The following is a 17,615-nucleotide window of genomic DNA, read 5'->3' as shown; positions in this document are numbered from 1 at the left end:
GAGACTGTCGCATTTACTAATTTAAACTGCACATTATTCGTTTCTTGGGATATGGATGCCAAGGGGATAGTTTCTGCTCTCATCTGCAGACTTCCGGCAGCTTGTCATGTGGGGGATGAGATGTTGAGATTTCATGATGATGAGCCTGCAAAGTCATTGTGGATATAAACGAATAAGGGTCGCAATTCCCTTGAGAACTACGACCTTTACAGACTCGTAAGCACTGCTATGATTAGCCGAGCTTGCTGATATGAAGAGCCAAACCAGACTTGATGTTGGCTGCTTTGTTTGCATGTATGATGTTAGTCTTTGCTAACTTATCAAGCATTTTCTGTACTACAGGATACAACTTGACTGCTTCATCCTTGTCAGAGATTGCGCGAAGCTTACGAACAGCATTACGCATTGTCTTGGCATAATACTTATTATGCAGCGTCTTTGTCTTCGTCTGACGGATTCTCTTTACTGATGATTTGTGATTTGCCATCTTCTGTTTACTTCTATTTTATTTTACTTGTAGTCCCTAGCAGAGTCGAACTGCTCTTTAGAGAATGAAAATCTCTCGTCCTAACCGATAGACGAAGGGACCATGAGGCTTATTTTGCGGGTGCAAAGTTAGCGTTATTTTTCGAACTCACCAAACTTTTATTGAAATATTTTGTGATAGATGTTATTTTTTAATCTTTTTGGACTAACTTTGCCACTATGGTGATAAAGACGAAAGCAATAGTGCTGCATGCATTCAAATTCGGCGAAAACAAAATGATGATTGATTTGCTTACCGAGCAACAGGGACGTGTAACGTTTGCTGCACGGATATCAAACTCGCCGAGAGCGAAAGTCAAAAAGCAATACTTCCAGCCTTTCGCCGTGCTCGATGTTGAATATGATTATCGTCAGAAAGCTACGATTCAAACCTTTATTCAAGTAGGGATTGCATACCCGTTGGGGTCAATACCTTTTGATTCCTATAAGCTTTCTATCTCGTTTTTCCTTGCCGAACTGACGGCATATGCCACGCGTGACGAACAAACCAATGCGCCTTTGTTCAACTATATCGTTTCAAGTATTGAATGGCTTGACAGCTGTGGCACCACATTTTCCAATTTCCACCTTGTCTATATCGTGCATTTGCTGCGCTTTTTGGGGTTCTATCCCAACCTTGAAGCTTATGAGGAAGGGTGTTATTTTGACATGCGCAGTGGCTGTTACTCATGCACTATGCCCACACATCGCGACTTTCTTGCCCCGTCAGATGCTAATCTTGTGGCCACGTTTTCGCGCATGGATTATGCCAACATGCACCTTTTTAAGATGTCGCATGCCGACAGAAACCGCTTCTGTGAAATCGTTTTGACCTATTACCGCTTGCATATTCCAAAGTTTCCCGAGCTGAAATCGTTGAAAGTGTTAAGGGAGTTATATTGAAAAAGCAGATGAATGGCGCGATGACAGAAGTCCTCAACCTTTGCTTTGTCTTGTTTCGTGGGTTTGCAAGTCATGAGCGAAGGCGAAGGTTGAAGCGTTTTTAGAGGGGATAGGGTAGGCAGCTATGCCCCGAAATATGCCTCTAATTCTTTCATGGCGCAACCCTCTTCATTGTTTAAGTCTTTGATGAGTAGCCCCTTCTCGAGCAGCAGGATGCGTGACGATATGTCGGAAACGAAGTTCAGATTGTGGCTCGAAAGAATGACGGTTGCACCTGTTTCCTTGCAGAAAGCGTGTATCATCTTGGCGATGTTGATTTGAGATGAGGGGTCAAGATAATTGAAAGGCTCGTCTAAAATGAGTATCTGTGGATTGATAAGCATGGCGCCAATGATGCCGATCTTTTGTCGGTTGCCCTCTGAAAAGTCGCGGATATACTTCTTTGTACCGAGGATTTCATCGTGCATCAGGGGTGCATAACGGGACAACCGTTCGTCGATTATCTCTTTTGACAAGCCATATACGGTGCCGATAAAAGTGAAGTATTCCTCCGGAGTGTAGAAATCTATCAGGAAACGACCGTCAATAAACGAGCCTGTATATTGTTTCCAAGCCTCGCTTTCGTTTACTTTAACCCCATTACTCATCACAAAACCCTCGTCAGCTTTAATCAAATCGAGGATCAATCGCATGAGCGTAGTCTTGCCGGCACCGTTGTTTCCCACGAGTCCGATAAGCTCTCCGGCGTGTATAGTCAGTTCTTTGATGTCGACAACTGTCTGAGTTCCATACACCTTTTTAAGGTCTTTAATTTCTATATCCATGTTGTTTAATTCATATTTTGTAGTTTATAATTGCCTGATATCGTACAAACGTTTCAGTATCATGTTAAGTTCTTCAGTTCTGTCTCCTCTCCCTTGAAAGGCCATCATACGCTTCTCCCCTCCTTGGGAGGGAGTAGGGGGAGGTTTCTATTCCATGAAATCCTCCATTCGCTTGTATTTTATTGCCATGAAACGGTTGGCAACACGTCGGATAATCGGACGCGAAAGACCAAGCATGATAAGTCCAAGGCCGGCAGCAACTCCGTCTGTAAGGAGTGGATTTTCAATGAAGAAGATTATGCAAAGGTAGATAGCGATCGGGATTAATATCACGAAACCATAGACATTGACGCTCAAGCTGGCCCCTTGATAATTGAAGAAAGCCGAAGAGAAAAGGTCTATTCGTTTCGAGAAAAGACATGTGGGCATGTACAATATGTTTATTCCCGCACAGAAAATGAATATGGAAAGCAATCTCGTAAAGTGCCAGTTGCCCAAGAATATGCCGGGGACAAGCAAGAGCATTGCTGTCATGTTTAGGAGAAGGAAGAAGCAAAACTTGCGCCAGAGCATGTTGAAAACCGAAATAGGTTTCGTCATCAGGCCATGGAAGAAGTTGCCTTCAATGCCGAAGATCCATTGTCCAAGCATCATGGAAGAGAACATGATAGCCATGAAAAGAAATATTCCGGAGATGCTGTTCAAGTCGTCATCCCCTTTCATGTTCATGCCCTGGGAGTAAGCTTGCAGTACCATTATCGTCAGAATAAACAGCTCTCCCGTGCGCAGACGCTTCGAACGAAGCAGTGAGATATATTCCATGCTGAAGAGCGATGTGCCTCCAATGCGGCCCACTTTCGTCTGTTGACCCTGCTGTTCATTGTAATGTCTGACATAACAAAGGTAGGCATAGACGGTTACTCCAAAGCCCAAAGTGGCCAAGAACCATGTAATGGCACTGCCGACAGGCCCTAACCAACTCATGAAAAAGACCATGAAGGGCACAGAAAGGCAATAATAGAAGAGCAACATCAACCATAATGGCAGCTTATATTCCCATCCTTGGGCCTTTCGAAGACCTGTAATCATCAGGCCGTCTGCAATGTTCAAGGTCAGCGAAAGCCCGAAAACCAGCAGTGCATAGCCCATAGGCATGAGCATACAAGCAATGATGAAGGCCATAATTGGAATGAACCAATTGAGGTAGTCGATGAGATTGAGCACAAGGAGAAAGCGATGCCACGTGGCTTGTGGTATGGGTTTGGTGCGCAGATAGTCGTCCATTCCGGCAGCATCTGTCTTCAACAAAAACTTCATCAGAAGCTCCATGGGAGAAAACATCATGACAAGTGGAACGATGATAATCTCCATTCCACCCCTCGTGAAGAGCTTACCCAGCTCGCCTCCTGCCTGCCAATAGCCTGCACCCATACCTACAATGATGCACAGCACCATGTAGATGAAGATGCCCATGCGCTTCCAATCAAACGTTCTTTGCTTCTGTATCCACCACAGTTTGAGAAGAATTTTCAGCATATATGATAGCTTTTAATGTTTCAATATCGTGTACTTTCTACATTCCTCTTGCCTTCAAGAGTGCCGAAGTGTCGGGAGATTTCAGACCGGTGAAGTCAGTAAAGGTCTGCATAAGGTCTTTAGTATTGCCTTTACTGAGTACTTTGTCGCGGAAATCCTGGCCTACTTCGGGCTTCAGAGCACCGCGTTGAGCGAAGCAAGAGGCTATGTTGTCGGCCAAAACTTCAGTCCAAAGGTAGCTGTAATAGCCCGCGGCATAGCCTCCTCCCCATACATGATTGAAGTAGGATGTGGCATAACGTGGCGGAATCTGTGTGTCCAAAAGACCTACTTCCTTAAGAGCTTGCTGCTCGAAAGCTGCCGCTTTGTCGGCTGCGGGTATGTCCTTGGAGGATAACATCGCCCAAGCCATGTCGATACATGTGGCACCAAGGTTCTCACCTAAGGCGTAAGCAGGTTGGAAATTGATGCTGCTGAGCATCTTTTCCTTGAGTTCTTCGGGCATCGGTGCACCCGTTTCGGTGTGTCGTGCATAGTGGTTGAAGATCTCCGGAATGCTGGCAAAGCTCTCATTAAACTGCGAAGGCATCTCTACAAAGTCACGGGCAACGGCGGTTCCACTAAGAGAATTATACTCGCAATCCGACAGAATACCGTGCAAGGCATGTCCAAACTCATGGAACATTGTCGTTACTTCGTCCCATGTCAGGAGTGTAGGTTGGCCCTCGGGTGCCTTGGCATAGTTGCACACATTATAGATAATAGGCTGCTGTTTGCGGTATTTGCTCTGCTTGGCAAAGCTGCTCATCCACGCACCTCCACGTTTGGTTGGGCGGCGGAAGTAGTCACAATACCACAGTGCGAGTGGCTTCCCGTCCTTGTCAATGACTTCATACACGCGCATATCCTTATGATATGTAGGTACGTCCCAAGCCCTTTTGAAAGTCAATCCGTAGGCTCTTTGGGCAGCATAAAACACACCCTTGATGAGCACACTGTCGATATTGAAGTAAGGTTTGACGTCATCTTCGGAGAAATTATACTTGGCTTTCTTCATCTTTGCCGAGTAGTAGAAACGGTCGTAGGGTTGAAGTTTGAAGTCGTTTCCTTCGATTTTGCGGGCAAACTTTTCGATTTCGCGGGTCTCTTCCTTTGCTTTTGGCTTGTAAGAAGCGATGAGTTGTTTCAAAAAGGCATACACATTCTCCGGTGTTTTGGCCATGGTGTTCTCCAAAGAATAGGCAGCATAGTTCTTATACCCCATGAGTTCGGCTTTCTCTGCGCGCAACTTTGCCATCTCAACTACGATAGGATAGGTGTTGAAACCACCTGTTCCGTCGCTTCTATGCACTGAAGCTTCGAACACGCGACGGCGTAAATCGCGGCTATCAAGATGAGTAAGAATGGCTTGTTGTGTGGTGTTGACAATCACTATGCAATAAGGAGCCTTACCACCACGGCTTGCTGCATCCTTCTTGCATTGGGCAATATCGGCCTCACTCAGTCCTTTCAGCTCGTCTTTACTGTTCACCCACACTGCAGCCTGATTGGTTGCATCGGTCAACATGGTGCCCCATTGCTGCTGTAGTTCGGCAATTCGTCTGTTGATTTGCTCCATCCGCGCTTTCTTCTCGGCTGAAAGAAGAGCGCCGGAGCGTACAAACTGCTTGTAGGTCTCGTCTAAAAGCTTGAGATCTTCACCTTTCAGCGTGTTTCGTTCGTGGTCATAGACATACTTGATGCGGGCAAATAGTTTCTCATTAAAGGTTATCTTGTTTTGCCAGTCGGTTAAAACGGGCGTGATTTCTTTCTCTGTTTGGGCTATGATTGGCGTCTTGTGAGCACTTGTCAAGCAATAGAATACGCTTAAAACGCGGTCAAGCATCACGCCACTTCGCTCATAAGCTTGGATTGTATTGGCGAAAGTGGGAGTTTCCTCGTTGCTGACGATGTGATTGATAAAGTCGCGTTGATCATCGATAGCCTTATACAAGGCCGGCTTATAGTCGGTTTCTGAAATACAACTGAAGTCAGGTGCCGTAAAAGGCAGTGCGCTATAGATGAGCAACGGATTGCGTCTTTTGTCTTCGTGAGCCTGTTGTGCCGAGGTTGAAAGCGCTACGGTAGAGGCTAAACCGGCTGCCAATAGCGAGCGCTTAAGGGTTGCATGGAGTTTCTTCATCGTTTTATTCGTTTGGTTTTCAATTCATATTGTCGGCTACAAAAATAGCGATTTTAATTCATAATGCATCATTCATGATGTATAAATTACTGTGTTCAGTGAGGCGTTGCATGTGGAGTTTCATCATCCATTCAGTCTTGGAGACAGTCAAAGAAAATGAATAGGTTGGATGAAGAACTTGAAGTTTAAGCGTGATATTGTAATAAAAATTGGCTAAAAAAACGCTCGTTGAAAGTTGACCTTTTAGAAAATAAAGAACGTTTTCTTAGCTATTTTTTGCCCATTTCATCGTAGTTATTTCCTGTTCTCTTTGGTTTTGTTGTGCAATATGCGTCATTTAGCATTGCGTTTTGGTGCAGAAGGCATGCTGATATGCTGCAGATTACGTGATGAAATGACTCAAATCAGCGGTTAAAAAGCGTCATGTCAGCTTGCTTTCTGCCTGAAAAGGGACGAAATATCCATGTTCTTTTTCTTAATAGCTTGATAGTCAACAGATTGCTTGGAGACCTCAAAACTCGCGTATTTACGACCTGATTACTTTTATTTTTCAGCGAGGCGCTTCCTGAAAGGGGTATTGTAAAGGATTTTACTCACTGGAAGTGGTGGGGAATGTCATTGCAGATGAGGCCGCGAAACATCGGAAAGCACGGTGCATGCTTCCCTGTATTCTGTGTTATAAGCTATCCGGGAAAGATAATTTTCGTGGCTTTATGTTCGATGAAATCGGTTTAATGATGAATAAATCGATAGTATTCACAGGCGGCAAGGAGAAAGGCTCCGACGCCGAAGTTGGCTTCGGAATGGGCATCAACCACCTGTCCCGGGATTGCTTTCTCCCCGATAGGCTGCACATAGCCCACGCGACCATCGGGCTGAAGTGCCTTTGTGTTCAGATAGTTCCAGGCGCGATGAACGGTCTTTTCATACGGTTTCATCGGGAGAATACCGTTGTTTATGCCCCAAAGCAGACCGTAGGTGAAGAATGCCGTGCCGCTCGTTTCAGGCCCAGGAGCCTGTTGTGGATCCATCATCGAGCGTGTCCAATAGCCGTCGCGCTGCTGCAATTTGGCCACAGCTTTGGCCAAACGGCGGTATTTCCCAACAAAGAACGTGTAGTGACAATAGTCTTTCGGCATGTCTTGCAGCACCTTGGCAAGCCCTGCAAGCACCCAACCGTTGCCCCTTGCCCAGAAGTCTTTGCGCCCGCGGAGCGTCTTGTGTTTCGGATAAACATATTTACCATCGCGGAAATAAAGCCCTGTTTTCTTGTCAAGCATAATGTTGTCGGCATAGCTGATGCAGCTGTAGAGCTTGTCAAGATACTTTTCTTGTCTCGTCATTTTCGCAAATCAGTACGGCGGTTAGCCAGTTCGAACAAATCCATGGCGTCCAGTTCATACGGCTATGTTTCCACCAATAGTTGGTCTTCAGGGCTGGTTGAAGCAGCCGTCTGCGGATTTCTTGGTCGAGTTTCTGCTGCATGTCATGGCCTAAAGCATCGTTTAACATGTAGCGTATCCATGTCAGCAAACCTGCTGTTTCAGCATTGAAAAGGTCTACGGTTTGGTTTTTTTCCTTTGGTTGGGCTGGGCCATAGTGGGCAGGAATGCCCCATTAAGGTTCGGCAAGCAGGTTGTCTAATCCTGCTTTGAGGTCGGGTATGAAGCGTCCTTTGCCTTCTATAATCTCGGCCATAGCTATGGCTGCGAGTTGAGTTCGTTTCTGAAAGCAAAGCTGTTCGTAATGCGTTCGGTTACCATTGCGTCTGAATTCACCGAAGATAGAGTCAGGAATTGTTGCCCAAGGTTGGCCGATATACTGTGCACCATAGGAGATATAACTCTGTCGCATGGCTTCGGGAACGGAGTCTCTCCAGTAGGTTGAGGTTGCGCGAGGCATTGTAAGCTGTGCATGTGTCAGTGTACATGTTAGCCAGAACCAGGCAAATAGTATGTTTTTAGGTTTTATCATTGTAGGTTGTTTTAGGTTTATAGTCGATGAAGGTGTGGGATGTGATAGCCCAATCTTGAGAGATAAGTAGAAAAATCTTTATGTGAATAGGTGTTGTTTAAGCTTTAATTGATCCCTTTTTATTTTAATCTTTACGTTTATAAACGGTTGTTGAGAAGTGTAATTAGCCCTTTATTAAGGCTTCCCCTCCATAGAAGGGGAAGCGAAAAGTCTTTATCTTCCAAGCCAAGCTTCAGGATTAAGTTTGGCTGTTTCTTTGCGCAATTGAAATTGGAGGATATTATCTGTGCCGACAGTACCAAGTGCTTGACGTGTGCTTACTTTCTGCCCACGGCTTACACTGACTGAACGCAGATTGCAATACACAGAGATAAAAGCGCCATGACGCACCATAACTACCATGCTTCCGGCATATCCGAAGACTGCACTCACTTCTCCATCATAGATAGAACGAGCCACACAACCTGGATTTCCCTTAATGTTGATGCCCTTGTTATCAAGCGTCACGCCTTTCAAGCCCGATACATTGTACTGTCCGAAGTGGCTTACAATCTTGTAGTTGCCCGAGATTGGCATTGGCAGCCGACCGCGGTTAGCTTCAAAACCACCGCTAATCATGCGGTCTACTGTCGATAATCGTTCGGCAGCATCAGCCTCTTTCTTGGCTTCTGCAAGTTCTTGTTTCTGGCGTTCAGCCTCAACTTTAGCCTTACGTTCTGCCGCTTGGCGCTGTGCTTCGGCCTCCCTTGCAGCCTGTTCTGCCCGTTCCCGTTTCTCTGCAGCAGCCTTTGCAGTTGCTTCCGCAGCTGCTTTTTTCTTGGCTTCTGCAGCTGATTGCTGTGCAATTCGGGCTTCTTCTGCAGCTCGGGCAGCTGCTTCTGCTTCAGCTTTCAAGCGGGCTTCACGTTCTTTAGCCTCTGCTATACGGCGTGCATTCTCGCGGGCTGCAGCCTCTGCAGCGGCTTTCTGGCGGGCTAATTCTGCAGCGCGGCGTTGTGCGGCGGCCTTAGCTGCAGCCTGACGTTTGGCTTCTGCAGCTGCACGTGCACGTGCCCTGGCCACTTCTTGAGCTACCAATCGGTCGATTTGTGCATTGAGGGCAGCATCTTTCTGCTTTTGTTCTGTGATGATCTTCTGAATGGTTTTCTGCTGATTTTGCAGTGAAGCAACCATCTTTTTCTGTTCATTCTGCTGACCTTCAAGGGCTTCTTTCTCTTTCTTTCCTTGGTAGAGAAGATTGCTCTTCTGTCCTTTCACCTGCTCTAATTGTTTGTGTTTTCCATCAACCTGAGCCTGTTTGTTCTTCACCATCTCTCCCTGTGCCTTCTGAAAGTCGGCATATTCGCGCACGAAACGTAGGCGACGGTACATCTGAGTGAAGTTGTTTGCAGAAAAGATAAACATCAATTTGTCTTGAACTGTGCGGTGATGAGCCATGTAGCGCATAGATTTGATGTACTTACTCTTGTGGTCTGCTAGTTGTTGTTCAAGTGTCTGGAGCTGTGCTTTGAGTATATCAATGTTGCCATTGATATGGTGAATGTCTTTCTCTATGCCGTTGATATTCTTCTGCCGCTCATCAATCTGACTGTTAAGAGTCAGCAGATTATTAAGTCTTTCTTTTACATCAGCTTGGTTCTTGCGTAGAGCTTGCTCCTGTTCCTTAATCTTTTTCTGTATCTGTGAACGCTGTCCTTGCAGTCCACGAATAGAAGCATTGGTATAGATTGCGGTCTTTTGGACAGTTTTACCCTTGGGCTTAACTGCCTTTTTTATTGTTTTTGCTTTCTTTTGTGTCTTTACATACTGCTTGTTCGGCACTTTCTTTTGTGCCGAAATACTGAGCGTCAGCAGCAGGGTAAATAGGATGAATGCAATTCTTTTCATTTATAGCGTCATGATTTTAGCTAAGATGTCCTTGGTTTCTATCTTCTTATATTTACTTGAAACGGTAGAGTTGACCTCCCAGTTGTCTTTTGTTGTCACCTCATCCATGTCGAGAGTCACCTGAACAGTTTGTTTTTGACGAGTTGCCGTCGTAGTAAAAGTAAAGCTTTGCTTGGCAGGAAAGCTTTTCACTCCTACGGTCATGAAGTTGGAATAAAGCCAAGTGAGCGTGGAGTTACCATGTTGTTGACTACGATAAGATACGGTTGTCTGGCCTATTGTGCCGTTTTGTTTGTCGGCATTCCAAACGAAATCCATGTTTCCTTGATGCAGACTGACAGGTGTTGTCGTGCCGGAAGACTGCAAATTGACATTAAACTGGCGCAGTGAAGACTCGTTCAGACGATCTTTCCCAGGCAGAAACAACTGGTTCCAGAACAGGGATTGCAGGCTGTAGAAATTCAGACCGTTGTTTTTCAAGAAGTCCAATTGTGAATAATCGGCCTTGATGTATTCCTTGTGCAGGCGGTCGATGACGAGCACATAATCAGGAGTGAACTCCAAACGGCCCACTTCTGTACCCAACAAAGGAATGAAAAGCTGAATGCGGATAACTTGGTTCTTGCGCATATGAAGTGCCCCTGACGTAGTGATATTCCTGTTGTCAACCTGCAAATTGAACTTCATGTCGCCGACAATGTTAGTGGCATAAACTGCATTGTCAGCCACTTTCTGCATGAATGCAAGTTTTTGCAGTTCGCTGTTACCGGTAGCTTTTGATGTCGTCACCGTCGTGTTGGAAGTTGTCGCTGTGGATCTTACTATATTTTTCTTTGTTCCACAGGCAGTGAGGAGCAGGGAAAATGCCAACAGGATGAGCCGGCTATACTTTGTTTTTGTTTTCATTTGCTATTTGATATATTTCTTTAAACGAATCTTTTTCTCAAGAATAGCAGTGTTTCCACTGCCGATCTTTAGGGCCTTATGCCAATAGTAGAGGGCTGTCTTTGTGTCGCCAAGCTGTGCATGGATATCCCCTGCATGTTCTAATATGACCGAACTCTGCACTGAATCTGTGTCGTTCTTGATAGCTTGGTCAACATATATCTTGGCCTCGGTAAATCTCTTTTGCATGAAAAGTATCCATGCGTAAGTATCAAGATAGGTAGCATTCTTGGGTTCAGCCTGCACCGTCTTGAAGCTCATTTGCTCGGCTTTCTTCAGGTCACCACCATTAATACTGAGGTAGTAAGCATAGTTGTTCATGCAATAGATATTGTCATTTTTGTATTGCAGACAACTGTCGTAAGCTGCATACGACTCCTTATAACGATTCTGTTTCTGCAGATAATCGCCCATGATTGCATAGAGTTCAGCCACCATGTCCTTGTTGGTCTTATCGTTCACATGCATCATTCCTTTGCGTATGGTCTCAATAACAAGATTGGCTTTATCAAGCTGAATGTAAGCCATACTCATGAAATAATAAAAGCCCATTTCATCGGGATTGAAAGCCAACCCAGTATTGCAGAGGTCAATAATTCGTAGCCAGTCCTTCGATGCCCAAACGTCTTGCAACAGTTGAATTCGTGCTCCTTTATTGTCTGGGTCGATGTTAAGTAGATTGACAATCGCACTGTCGATAGCTATTGTCGGCATTTTCTTCAGCGACATATAAGCTACTTTCAGTTCAGCAATGGCAGCGTCCTTGGGAGATGTTCTCATGACCTCATCAAACATTTTCAACACTTTTATGCTGTCACCGCCACTTTGTTCATTGGTTTGAATGAACTGTCTAATCATGCTTTGCTTCATCTTAGAGTCGCTTTTATCACTCAATAAAATGCGTTCCATGATGCTTTTTGCCTGCAGACTGTCTTGAGTTGCCATGTAATAGTCATACATGGAAGCAAGGGCCATAGCGTTGTTTGGTTCTTCTTTCAGCACGCTTTGATAGAGTTCATAGGCTTCTTTCTTACGGTCGTTCTGCATGAGCCAGTTGCCTGTCATGACGCGATAATTAGGGTCGTTGGGATAGGTTTCACAGAGCGTTTGAAGTGCTTTGTAAGCCTGTTTCCTGTCACCTTTGAGTTCATAAACGTGCACCTTTGACATCGTAAGGGCTTCACTGTTGCCGTCGTTCTGTTCAAGTCGGGCAAGTGTTCGCAGCATGTTGTCGTAGTCTTTCTGCTGGTTGTAGAGCTGAAGAAGCACTTGAAGCACATCAGTACGGTCGCTATGATGAGTTATTAAAGCTTCAAATACATCAATAGCCTTGGCATATTGTTGTGCATTGATGTAGTATTCGGCCAATCGTTCCTGATAGTCGTCGTTGTCGGGAGAGAGAGCACAGGCTTTTGTAAGATAGGAAATCGCTAATGTGTCATTCTTCTTGTCCGACTCAAATGGAGCGAGGAAATAATAAGCTTCGGCCGCATTCGGATTGAGTTCGATGCATTGTTTCAGCAGAGCATAGGCAGAATCATTCTTGTCGGCAGCTTCAGCGAGGATTGCATCAAGGAACATAGTGTTGTAACGCACGCTGTCTTCATAGCTCATCATAGGCACATTGGCCGATGAAACCGTCTGTTTCAGTTTCTTATCACGTTTGGCAAACGATGGGAAAACTGCTGTTGCAGCCATCATGGTGATAGCCAAAGCAAATGGAATATGTTTGAAGTACTGTCTCAAAGCCGTGTTGTATTGATTTTATTTCACTCCTGTGTGACCATAACCACCCGTACCACGCTCCGTATCACCAAGTGCTTCCACCACCTCAAATATGCCTTGCTCGTGACGTGCAATAACCATTTGGGCAATGCGTTCGCCGTCGTTGATGATGAAATCAGAGTCGGAAAAGTTCACGAGCAACACCATGAGTTCACCGCGGTAGTCGGCATCTATCGTTCCCGGAGTGTTGAGAACGGTGATGCCATGCTTCAAAGCAAGTCCGCTGCGAGGGCGAATCTGTGCTTCATATCCTACAGGAAGCGCTATATATAGACCTGTTGGAATAAGTCTGCGCTCCATGGGTTTCAGTGTGATTGGTGCTTCAATATTAGCCCGAAGATCCATGCCTGCACTCTGTGGTGTGGCATATTTAGGCAGGGGTTGATGTCCTTTGTTTACTACTTTAATATCCATTATTATTATTTATAAGGTACAAAAATACGCAATTCTATGCAGATAACTTCATTTTTCGGCTTAAAAAGACAGAAAATCCACTAATTTACACTATATTTGTCCCATGAACTGGCAACAACTTATAAGTAACAAGAGACTCGGTCAAGAGCATCGTCATGCTGAAAGACATGATGACCGATCAGAGTTCAAGCGTGATTATGACCGCTTAATCTATTCAGCTCCGTTCAGAAGACTACAGAACAAGACGCAGGTTTTCCCTCTTCCGGGCAGTGTCTTCGTGCATAATCGACTGACACATAGCCTCGAAGTGTCAAGCCTTGGGCAGTCGTTGGGCAATGATGTCTGTACGCGTTTGAAGCAGAAGCACCCCGAATTGGCCAACACTTTGTTTGAGGAAATCGACACGATTGTTAGTGCAGCCTGCCTCGCTCACGATATGGGAAACCCTCCTTTCGGTCATTCGGGCGAGAAAGCCATACAGACTTTCTTCACAGAAGGGGAAGGGAAGCAGCTGAAATCGACGGTTTCATCGCAGTTTTGGGATGACATTACGCATTTTGAAGGCAATGCCAATGCCTTCCGACTACTTACTCATCGTTTCTTCGGGCGACGTCAGGGAGGCTTTGTCATGACTTATTCGATGTTGGCAAGTATCGTGAAATATCCGTTCTCAAGCAGTTTGGCTGGCCGTCATGGAAAGTTTGGTTTCTTTCAGACTGAAGCCGAAGATTATCGCAAAATAGCCGATGAATTGGGCCTTATTTGCAAGTCTAAGCCCGGAGAACCATTGAAATACGCACGTCATCCGTTGGTTTATCTTGTGGAAGCTGCCGATGATATCTGCTACGAAATCATGGATATTGAAGATGCCCACAAACTGAAGATCCTGTCATTTGAAGAGACAACCCGTCTGTTGTTAGGCTTTTTTGATGAGGATATGCGTCGGGAAATCACAGAACGCATTCGTGAAGAGGGTGTGACTGATAACAATGAACAAATCGTTTACATGCGGGCAAGTGTCATTGGAAAACTTGAGAACGAGTGTGTCAGAACTTTTGTAGAGCACGAAGAAGAAATCCTTAACGGCACTTTTAACGGCAGTATCATAGATCATATCGCCCCGCTTCAGCGTGAAGCTTACCGTCGTTGTACCGAAATATCATATCAAAAGATTTATCATAGTAAGCCAGTGCTCGACATAGAACTCTCGGGTTACAAGATTATGGAGACACTGATGAGCGTGTTTGTCGAGGCTGCCGTCAATCCCAAGCGCTTTTATTCGCAGCAGCTTATCCGTCGGGTCAGCAGTCAGTATGACATTCACAGTGATGATGTAGAGACGCGTATCATGGCAGTTATTGACTATATCAGCGGCATGACCGATGTCTATGCATTGGATATTTATCAGAAGATAAAGGGCGTAGCATTACCTATTGTATAAGAATTGAAAAGGAAACGGGCAAGAAAGTCTTGGCTTTCTTGCCCGTTTCCCTCTCGATATGATGATTTTGCTTTTATTATTTCGGGAGAGCATAAAATAGAAGGTAACTTCCTTAATACATTATATCAATGCTTATTCCCACTTGATATTTGTGTAGTTTCTCGCCTTGCCATTTCTTTGTTTCCAAGAGGTCACACCAGCCTTTGACATAGCAATTGGTCTTGGTTTGCTTGATTCTCAAGGGCAAGTCGTAAGTGATATCGAAATGACCAAAGAAGTATTTGAGTTCATAATGCTTCATGTCAAGCTGTAACAAGTGTTCTTGTCAATTCCTTTTACAATTGCTCTCAAATGCTTCGCGTATTCAAAACGAAACACACTCTCGCTCCAAATACGTACCGTTTTCAAGCACTTTGCAACTCTTTAATAATCAAAAGATTATGAATTCAGAGGCAAATAACGACTTAAAATCACGCTGAAAAACCTTGTAACTTGCATCAAATCATCGTGCATTATGCCCCATTTCATCGCGCATTCTGATGCAAATGGCTGCGCAATCTGCGTCAAGTTACATGATCATCTGCATCAGAATTCATCATGAGGTCTGCGAAATCATGAAATATTCTCTGTTTTCTCGTTTCTTTTTTTCTAAAAGGTGGAGTCTTGAAGTGTTAAAAACAGGGTGGTTTTCTTTACAAAAAGAGGAATACATCTATTGTGACTTGTGCCTTCCAACTTGTCATGTTCTTCTCAGATGATAGGCTCCTCATGATGATGCATGAAGCGTCATGCACGACGAATTCATAGAACAGGTTTCGTAAATCAAGCCCATTGACTTTTCCCAATACGGCGAAAAGCTTTAGAATTCAACATAAGGGCGCAGACGTTCTATGGTCTCTGGCGTGAAACTTTTCAGTAAGCTGAGGTCGTCAAGGCTTTTCAATGGCCCTCTTAAACGACGGTAATCCACGATGTCACGCGCCTGATAGAAGCCGATATAAGGGTGATGTCGCAACTGGGCAAGCGTCAGTCGGTTTACATTCAGCTTTGTAATATGGGCGCGATTAACGGTGAAATATTTTAGTGCTGCAGTCGGGAAACCATCTATTTCCATGAGTTGTCGGGTATCGGCAAAGCCTCCGAGTCGCTTGTTATAATTCAAAATCTGCCGTGCATAGTAGGGGCCTATGCCGGGAACATGCTGCAATTGCGTGGTGTCGGCAGTGTTGAGGTCGAGTGTTTCGCCTTCTTTCATCTTGGGAGTATAGTGTGCTACGATACTGTCATGACGGACTTTGCGCTCTTGGGCTTCGGGTAATAGGGCTGCAGGGAGGTAAGCTTGGCCGATGCGGATATAGGGTTTGAGTTGCAAGTAACGCTGTTGAGTGAGTCCATATAGGCGTGCAAAGTCGGCAGGATGACGATAGACGCCACCTTTTGCGCGGTATTTGTAGATGTTTCTCACCTGCCATGGCTGCAGTCCGAGACGCAGAAAAGTGGTACTGTCGGCCGTGTTGGGGTCGAAAGGAAACAGTTCAGCCACTCTTTCTTCTGTTTTATAATAAGGGGTGGGCTTGTTTTCTGCAGACTTGTTACTTGTAGATTGGGCTGTTTCTTGGTAGCCTTCGCCCACTGAAATCTCATCATTGCCGAGGAAAAACAAGGCGGTGAGAGAGGCAACGGCTATCACTAACAGGACAAGGATGACGTTGCGGTCGGATTTGTTGTAATAGAAGAAATCATGGAATTTCATGGGTATGAGATGATTTTTAGCTGTTAGAGGAACTCTCCTCTGTTGTTCCACAAGAGATTAAATCACATGGAATTGATGCAGCACTATGGCGAGAATGCACAGTGGACAGACGAAGCGCATGGCGAAGATGAACAGCGTATAGAAACTATAACGCAGTGTTCCCCAGTTTGAAAGTTCGTCTTTCACAATCTGTTTCGGTACGAACCAGCCCACGAAAAGGCACATCAGCATGCCGCATAACGGTAGCATCAGCTGGCCGGTAACAAAGTCAAAGAGGTCGAAAAGGTCCATTCCAAAGACTGACATGTGGGCTTTCTGCCCGATAGATACCGAACAAACGGCACCAATAAGACCGCAGGAAAGGGTCACAATCCATGCTCCTGCCTTGCGAGAGATGTGCATTTCCTCGTAGAAGAAAGCTGTGTTGACCTCGTGGAGGGATATTAAAGAGGTCAATGCAGCTAAGGAAAGCAGTGCATAGAACATCAAAGAGACTATCCAACCAATGAGAGGAACACTTGAAAAGGCTTGATTGAAGACGTTGGGAAGCGTGATAAAGATGAGCGAAGGGCCGCTGTCAGGACTTATTCCGACAGAGAATGCAGCAGGAAATATCATCAATCCCGCCAAGATTGCTACTAAAAGATCTATCAATCCGATTTGAATGGCAGAGGTTTTGATATTGGTATGTCGGCTGAAATAGCTGGCGTAGGTGCACAAACAGCCCATACCGATGCTCATAGAATAGAAACATTGGCCCAAAGCTCCAAGGAAAACGTCGCCCGTTACCTTTGAGAAGTCGGGCTTCAAAAGGAAGTCTATGCCCTTGGATGCACCGGGAAGCAGGCAGGCGGCTATGACAATGACAAGTAAGAGGATAAAGAGTGTGGGCATCATCAGCTTGGATGCCTTCTCAATCCCATTGCGAACACCATGCACAATGATGAAATGTGTGGCTGCAAAGATAGCGATTGTCCAGAAAACCGGACGTATAGGATCATTGGAAAATGCTGTGAAATAATCGGTAATGAAAGCAGGGTCACCTTTTAATTCGCCCATAATGGAGGCGTAAACATAGTTGAGACACCAGCCTGAAACGACTGCGTAATAGCCTGTAATCAAGAAACCTGTGAGCACTTCTAAATAGCCCACCCACTTCCATGTGCTTCCTTTTGCAAGGCGGGTATAGGCTCTTGCCGTGTTGGAAGCACCGTGGCGACCGATGATAAACTCGCTGATCATACAGGGAATTCCCAACACTATGACGCATAATATATAGATGAATATGAAAGCAGCTCCGCCATTTTCACCTGCCATATAGGGGAAACGCCAGATGTTTCCAAGGCCAACGGCAGAACCGGCCGTGGCTAAAATGACGCCAATCTTACTTCCGAAGTTAACTCTTTCCTCTGACATTGTATCACTGTTTAGTTTGAAATCGGCGAC

At 45.2% G+C, this 17,615-nt stretch carries 15 protein-coding genes and 1 pseudogene; 2 read left to right on the top strand and 14 right to left on the bottom strand.

The window, feature by feature from the left end; genetic code table 11:
• Nucleotides 1–232 precede the first annotated feature (232 nt).
• Nucleotides 233–487, bottom strand: coding sequence for a 30S ribosomal protein S20 (gene rpsT / locus HMPREF2983_RS04570; RefSeq protein ID WP_004373650.1), 255 nt, complete (start codon nucleotides 485–487; stop codon nucleotides 233–235).
• A gap of 218 nt (nucleotides 488–705) precedes the next feature.
• Between rpsT and recO the strand changes: the two genes are divergently transcribed.
• Nucleotides 706–1,428, top strand: a complete 723-nt coding sequence (gene recO / locus HMPREF2983_RS04565) for a DNA repair protein RecO (RefSeq protein WP_070667116.1) — start codon at nucleotides 706–708, stop codon at nucleotides 1,426–1,428.
• A 122-nt stretch (nucleotides 1,429–1,550) separates the two neighbouring features.
• Here the strand turns inward: recO and HMPREF2983_RS04560 are convergent, their stop codons facing one another.
• From HMPREF2983_RS04560 to dut, 10 genes and pseudogenes are all read right to left on the bottom strand, one after another.
• Nucleotides 1,551–2,252 (bottom strand): ABC transporter ATP-binding protein, encoded by a 702-nt coding sequence (locus HMPREF2983_RS04560; protein WP_070667114.1) that lies wholly within the window; start codon nucleotides 2,250–2,252, stop codon nucleotides 1,551–1,553.
• A gap of 147 nt (nucleotides 2,253–2,399) precedes the next feature.
• Nucleotides 2,400–3,788 (bottom strand): DUF5687 family protein, encoded by a 1,389-nt coding sequence (locus tag HMPREF2983_RS04555; RefSeq protein ID WP_070667113.1) that lies wholly within the window; start codon nucleotides 3,786–3,788, stop codon nucleotides 2,400–2,402.
• Nucleotides 3,789–3,825: 37 nt separating this feature from the next.
• Nucleotides 3,826–5,970: a M3 family metallopeptidase gene (locus HMPREF2983_RS04550; protein ID WP_070667111.1), complete on the bottom strand. Its 2,145-nt coding sequence runs from the start codon at nucleotides 5,968–5,970 to the stop codon at nucleotides 3,826–3,828.
• Between the two features lie 731 nt (nucleotides 5,971–6,701).
• A pseudogene (locus tag HMPREF2983_RS04545) lies at nucleotides 6,702–7,316 on the bottom strand (glycoside hydrolase family 88 protein); the annotation flags it as partial.
• A complete protein-coding gene (locus tag HMPREF2983_RS14260) occupies nucleotides 7,288–7,482 on the bottom strand; it encodes a hypothetical protein (RefSeq protein ID WP_246829348.1) in 195 nt (64 codons plus the stop codon). The pseudogene HMPREF2983_RS04545 and the gene HMPREF2983_RS14260, both read right to left, overlap by 29 nt.
• 105 nt (nucleotides 7,483–7,587) lie before the next feature.
• The gene (locus HMPREF2983_RS14255) at nucleotides 7,588–7,944 is read right to left on the bottom strand and encodes a hypothetical protein (RefSeq protein WP_246829347.1); all 357 of its coding nucleotides are present in this window, start codon (nucleotides 7,942–7,944) and stop codon (nucleotides 7,588–7,590) included.
• A gap of 213 nt (nucleotides 7,945–8,157) precedes the next feature.
• On the bottom strand, nucleotides 8,158–9,831 hold the full coding sequence (locus tag HMPREF2983_RS04535) for a murein hydrolase activator EnvC family protein (RefSeq protein WP_070667109.1): 1,674 nt from the start codon (nucleotides 9,829–9,831) through the stop codon (nucleotides 8,158–8,160).
• Complete coding sequence (locus HMPREF2983_RS04530; protein WP_070667107.1) at nucleotides 9,832–10,737, bottom strand: lipoprotein insertase outer membrane protein LolB1; 906 nt, start codon at nucleotides 10,735–10,737, stop codon at nucleotides 9,832–9,834.
• A gap of 3 nt (nucleotides 10,738–10,740) precedes the next feature.
• The gene (locus HMPREF2983_RS04525; RefSeq protein ID WP_070667105.1) at nucleotides 10,741–12,477 is read right to left on the bottom strand and encodes a tetratricopeptide repeat protein; all 1,737 of its coding nucleotides are present in this window, start codon (nucleotides 12,475–12,477) and stop codon (nucleotides 10,741–10,743) included.
• A 63-nt stretch (nucleotides 12,478–12,540) separates the two neighbouring features.
• Nucleotides 12,541–12,975 (bottom strand): dUTP diphosphatase, encoded by a 435-nt coding sequence (gene dut / locus HMPREF2983_RS04520; protein WP_083316677.1) that lies wholly within the window; start codon nucleotides 12,973–12,975, stop codon nucleotides 12,541–12,543.
• Nucleotides 12,976–13,078: 103 nt separating this feature from the next.
• Here dut and dgt point away from each other — a divergent pair, with 103 nt between their 5' ends.
• Nucleotides 13,079–14,416 (top strand): dGTP triphosphohydrolase, encoded by a 1,338-nt coding sequence (dgt, locus tag HMPREF2983_RS04515; RefSeq protein ID WP_004378046.1) that lies wholly within the window; start codon nucleotides 13,079–13,081, stop codon nucleotides 14,414–14,416.
• A gap of 112 nt (nucleotides 14,417–14,528) precedes the next feature.
• Here the strand turns inward: dgt and HMPREF2983_RS04510 are convergent, their stop codons facing one another.
• The 3 genes from HMPREF2983_RS04510 to HMPREF2983_RS04500 form a co-directional block, all read right to left on the bottom strand.
• On the bottom strand, nucleotides 14,529–14,717 hold the full coding sequence (locus HMPREF2983_RS04510) for a hypothetical protein (protein WP_246829346.1): 189 nt from the start codon (nucleotides 14,715–14,717) through the stop codon (nucleotides 14,529–14,531).
• Between the two features lie 558 nt (nucleotides 14,718–15,275).
• Nucleotides 15,276–16,169, bottom strand: a complete 894-nt coding sequence (locus HMPREF2983_RS04505) for a helix-hairpin-helix domain-containing protein (RefSeq protein WP_070667100.1) — start codon at nucleotides 16,167–16,169, stop codon at nucleotides 15,276–15,278.
• Between the two features lie 57 nt (nucleotides 16,170–16,226).
• Entirely contained in the window at nucleotides 16,227–17,585 is a 1,359-nt protein-coding gene (locus tag HMPREF2983_RS04500) for a sodium-dependent transporter (RefSeq protein WP_070667098.1), read from the bottom strand.
• Nucleotides 17,586–17,615 lie beyond the last annotated feature (30 nt).

Origin of the sequence: Prevotella sp. HMSC077E09 (assembly GCF_001814685.1) — a bacterium.
Classification (GTDB): domain Bacteria; phylum Bacteroidota; class Bacteroidia; order Bacteroidales; family Bacteroidaceae; genus Prevotella; species Prevotella oris.
The sequence above is the reverse complement of the archived record's forward strand: the minus strand, read 5'-3'. Positions and strand labels throughout refer to the sequence as shown.

What these genes read in the sequence shown, in the direction of transcription:
- dut (WP_083316677.1), bottom strand. Translation starts at nt 12,975, where the DNA reads ATGGATATTAAAGTAGTAAACAAAGGACATCAACCCCTGCCTAAATAT.
- HMPREF2983_RS04535 (WP_070667109.1), bottom strand. Translation starts at nt 9,831, where the DNA reads ATGAAAAGAATTGCATTCATCCTATTTACCCTGCTGCTGACGCTCAGT.
- HMPREF2983_RS04510 (WP_246829346.1), bottom strand. Translation starts at nt 14,717, where the DNA reads ATGAAGCATTATGAACTCAAATACTTCTTTGGTCATTTCGATATCACT.
- HMPREF2983_RS04530 (WP_070667107.1), bottom strand. Translation starts at nt 10,737, where the DNA reads ATGAAAACAAAAACAAAGTATAGCCGGCTCATCCTGTTGGCATTTTCC.
- recO (WP_070667116.1), top strand. Translation starts at nt 706, where the DNA reads ATGGTGATAAAGACGAAAGCAATAGTGCTGCATGCATTCAAATTCGGC.
- rpsT (WP_004373650.1), bottom strand. Translation starts at nt 487, where the DNA reads ATGGCAAATCACAAATCATCAGTAAAGAGAATCCGTCAGACGAAGACA.
- HMPREF2983_RS04560 (WP_070667114.1), bottom strand. Translation starts at nt 2,252, where the DNA reads ATGGATATAGAAATTAAAGACCTTAAAAAGGTGTATGGAACTCAGACA.
- HMPREF2983_RS14255 (WP_246829347.1), bottom strand. Translation starts at nt 7,944, where the DNA reads ATGATAAAACCTAAAAACATACTATTTGCCTGGTTCTGGCTAACATGT.
- HMPREF2983_RS14260 (WP_246829348.1), bottom strand. Translation starts at nt 7,482, where the DNA reads ATGTTAAACGATGCTTTAGGCCATGACATGCAGCAGAAACTCGACCAA.
- HMPREF2983_RS04505 (WP_070667100.1), bottom strand. Translation starts at nt 16,169, where the DNA reads ATGAAATTCCATGATTTCTTCTATTACAACAAATCCGACCGCAACGTC.
- HMPREF2983_RS04500 (WP_070667098.1), bottom strand. Translation starts at nt 17,585, where the DNA reads ATGTCAGAGGAAAGAGTTAACTTCGGAAGTAAGATTGGCGTCATTTTA.
- HMPREF2983_RS04550 (WP_070667111.1), bottom strand. Translation starts at nt 5,970, where the DNA reads ATGAAGAAACTCCATGCAACCCTTAAGCGCTCGCTATTGGCAGCCGGT.
- dgt (WP_004378046.1), top strand. Translation starts at nt 13,079, where the DNA reads ATGAACTGGCAACAACTTATAAGTAACAAGAGACTCGGTCAAGAGCAT.
- HMPREF2983_RS04525 (WP_070667105.1), bottom strand. Translation starts at nt 12,477, where the DNA reads ATGATGGCTGCAACAGCAGTTTTCCCATCGTTTGCCAAACGTGATAAG.
- HMPREF2983_RS04555 (WP_070667113.1), bottom strand. Translation starts at nt 3,788, where the DNA reads ATGCTGAAAATTCTTCTCAAACTGTGGTGGATACAGAAGCAAAGAACG.